Source organism: Frankia tisae (genome assembly GCF_025403405.1).
GTDB lineage: Bacteria > Actinomycetota > Actinomycetes > Frankiales > Frankiaceae > Frankia > Frankia tisai.
Genome location: NZ_JANEZT010000850.1, coordinates 1 through 410, shown reverse-complemented (window position 1 = coordinate 410; position 410 = coordinate 1). Strand labels below are relative to the sequence as shown.

1 protein-coding gene is annotated in these 410 nt (G+C 63.4%); it reads left to right on the top strand.

The features are described from left to right. On the top strand, positions 1-356 hold a 356-nt coding region (locus NBZ85_RS31970), incomplete at its 5' end, for a hypothetical protein (protein WP_261563528.1). Positions 357-410 lie beyond the last annotated feature (54 nt).

Below are 410 nucleotides of genomic sequence, written 5' to 3'. Positions count from 1 at the left end.
GGGCGATCGTGCGCGTCTGGTTCCCAGAATCAGAGGCAGTGATGGAGCCTGGGCCGAAGTTCCGGCCAGCGCTTGTTCTGCAAGTGGCGGTGAAGGAAGGCGGGCGCCGTGAGGCGCTTGTCGCCTACGGCACCAGTCAGAACACCCGCAGCTGTCAGCTCGGGGAATTCACCGTCAAAAGCGGTGATGTCCGATGCCTTCAACGTGACACCAAGTTCTGCCTGACGAGGGCGGTGTGGTTGCCACTGAGCAGGCAGTACTTCTGCTTCGGCCGAGCGCAGCCAGCGCCCGAGCCCCTAGCTACTGCTTCCATGGCGTCCTTCTTCAGGGCCGCAAAGGAAGCACGTCTCATCTGAACCGACTTTCAACCCCCGGGGGTGCCAGCCCCCGTGTGGGGCTGCGCCTCCAAT